The organism is Fibrobacter sp. (genome assembly GCA_024398965.1).
Classification (GTDB): Bacteria; Fibrobacterota; Fibrobacteria; order Fibrobacterales; family Fibrobacteraceae; genus Fibrobacter.
In genome coordinates, this window is record JAKSIF010000112.1 from 1 (window position 1) to 2,450 (window position 2,450).

The following is a 2,450-nucleotide window of genomic DNA, read 5'->3' on the forward strand; positions in this document are numbered from 1 at the left end:
GACTATCAGGAATCCTGGCAGCCCCAGCCCATGAAGCCTGAACTTCTGGAACAGGCCAAGGTCATTGCCAAGAAGGTGACCGACGCTCTTGGCGGTCGCGGCATCTTCGGTGTGGAACTGTTCGTTTGCAAGGACGAAGTCCTGTTCAGCGAAGTGAGCCCCAGACCTCACGACACCGGCATGGTGACTCTCATTTCTCAGGACCTTTCCGAATTCGCTCTCCACGCCCGCGCTATTCTCGGCCTGCCCATTCCCAACATTGCTTTCCATGGCCCCAGTGCTTCCAAGGCAATTGTCTGCGATGGCAATTCTACCCAGGTAAAGTTCAGCGGTCTTGAAGAAGTCCTTGCAGAACCCGATACTGGTCTCCGCCTGTTCGGTAAGCCTGAACTGAAGGGCCACCGCCGCATGGGTGTGCTGCTTGCTCGCCGCGACACCGTAGAAGAAGCCAAGGCTACCGTCATGGCTATGCGCGAAAAGGTGAAGGTGACTTTGTAATAAACGATTCGTTGAATCGTTTATTACAATTATGATTTACGAATTATGAGTTATAAGAAAAGGCTCGGCATTGCCGAGCCTTTTTAAGTCGTTGTATTGTCACCTTTTCTTGATTAAGGAATTTATAATTAAGCCGCATGCGGTTTAATCTTCACAACTGTCGTAGAAGTTTTCTAGTTCCTTGTGGCAGTTGATAAAGTACTTCTTTAGCATGGGATCGAAGTGGGTTCCCATGGAGCTTACTATGATGTCAAAGGCTTCCGCATAAGACATCTTTTCCTTGTAGCAACGCTTACTGACCAGGGCGTCGTATACGTCTGCAATCGCCATGATGCGGGCTTCCAGGGGGATTTCCTCTCCTCGAAGTTGCTTGGGGTATCCGGTGCCGTCCCAGCGTTCGTGATGGTAATGTGCGACGTTGCTGGCAATGGTAACAAATTCGTCTGACTCGACATCCTTTAGAAGATTCTCCACGATGACAGCGCCCTTTTGCGCATGGGTCTTCATGATGTTGAACTCTTCTTGCGTGAAGGTTCCTGGCTTACGCAGGATGGCGTCATCTACGGCAATCTTGCCAAGATCGTGCATGGGGGCAGACTTGATTATCGCCTTGAAAAATTCGAGCTTCTTGCGGAAAATCTCGTCTTTTTTCATCTCGTTGACAAGGATCTTTACTGCCTGGCTTGTATGTCTAATATGGCTGCCCGTATTGCTGTCTCGGCTTTCTACCATGTTGGACATTCCAAGGATCATTTGTTCCTGGATGGCCTGGATATGCTCGTTCTTGTTCTGAACGTCAGTTACCAGATCGTTGTTGTACTTGTCGAGAAGCTTGATGTATCTCTGGATCTTGGAATCGTCCTCAATCCTTAACATGTAACCACAGTGTCTTTGACCGTGGAGAAGGTTTCGAATGGTGCATTTATAGTGCTTCGATCCGTATTCGAAGTAGCTTGCCTTGAACAGCTGCTGAGGATCAAAGTTCTCGATGATGTTGAGAATGATCTTGCTGAGTTCATCGTTCGAGGGGAGCTTGCTGTCTACACGGAAATTCTTCAACGAAGGGAAGGTCCTGCTGGCGACATTGTTGCAGCCGATGTAGCACAGGTCTTCGGTGATGGAGATGAATGTGCTTTCATTCTGGAATTCAAGGGTTTCCTGGATCGATCCGCTAATGTCGTACTTGCTGATTCGGTTCGTGATTATCAGCATGATGTATTCAATGATCAGGTAGATGGCGGGCATGACAAGCATGTCGTAGCCTAGCTCTCGGCAGATGAAAAACGTGCCTACTCCCAAAAGGCCTATGGCTGCGAGAGCCAGGAGGTTTCGATAGGAGATGTTCTTTTTCTTGAGTAGGGAATAGACGAATACAACGAGGCCCGATACAAGATAGAAGGTGAGCAGCATGTTGTACAATATGTGGGCTGGGCCGAAATCAACAGTGTAGTCGGTTACACCATGATGTGTGATTAGGGCCGTGCTCTTGTAGAATACGTCGCTCCAGCCGGTCGTCATGGCGAAGGCCAGAACCACGGTACTCGCAGCAAACAGGACTATCCTGAGTTTTTTGGAAATATTGATGTTGCAAAGGCTTAACTCGCCAAGGAAGAACAGGAGGGGAATGTAGACTGCTCCCGCATAGGCGAACTTGTTTGCAAGAAGGGCTTCTTCAATATTGGTGGACATTGCCAGCATAAAATGACCGGCGATGGCCATGGTTATCACATGGAACATGGACAGGTAATAAGAAACCATCCTTTTGGAACATACAATCATGAATATGATGATGTTGACAAAAGAAAGAACTAGCGCCGCCGCAAGATAGTATATAACCATTTTTCACCCAATTCCTATGCTTAAAAAATAAGCATTCCTCTTAAAGCAAAATAACTAATTTTTTGAGGCATCATCAACATGTGTGGAAGCATTTAGGCAGCCTTGCTAGATGA

General features: G+C 47.6%; 2 protein-coding genes. One reads left to right on the plus strand and one right to left on the minus strand.

The annotated features are described in order from the left end of the window. A partial coding sequence (locus MJZ26_14880; protein MCQ2107061.1) for an ATP-grasp domain-containing protein occupies positions 1-498 on the plus strand: 498 nt, incomplete at its 5' end. A gap of 144 nt (positions 499-642) precedes the next feature. On the opposite strand, the gene MJZ26_14885 is transcribed toward MJZ26_14880, so the two are convergent. Next, positions 643-2,337: an HD domain-containing protein gene (locus MJZ26_14885; GenBank protein MCQ2107062.1), complete on the minus strand. Its 1,695-nt coding sequence runs from the start codon at positions 2,335-2,337 to the stop codon at positions 643-645. Positions 2,338-2,450: the final 113 nt, after the last annotated feature.

Excerpts from the sequence above, each read along its gene's own strand:
- MJZ26_14885 (MCQ2107062.1), bottom strand. The coding sequence starts at position 2,337 with ATGGTTATATACTATCTTGCGGCGGCGCTAGTTCTTTCTTTTGTCAAC.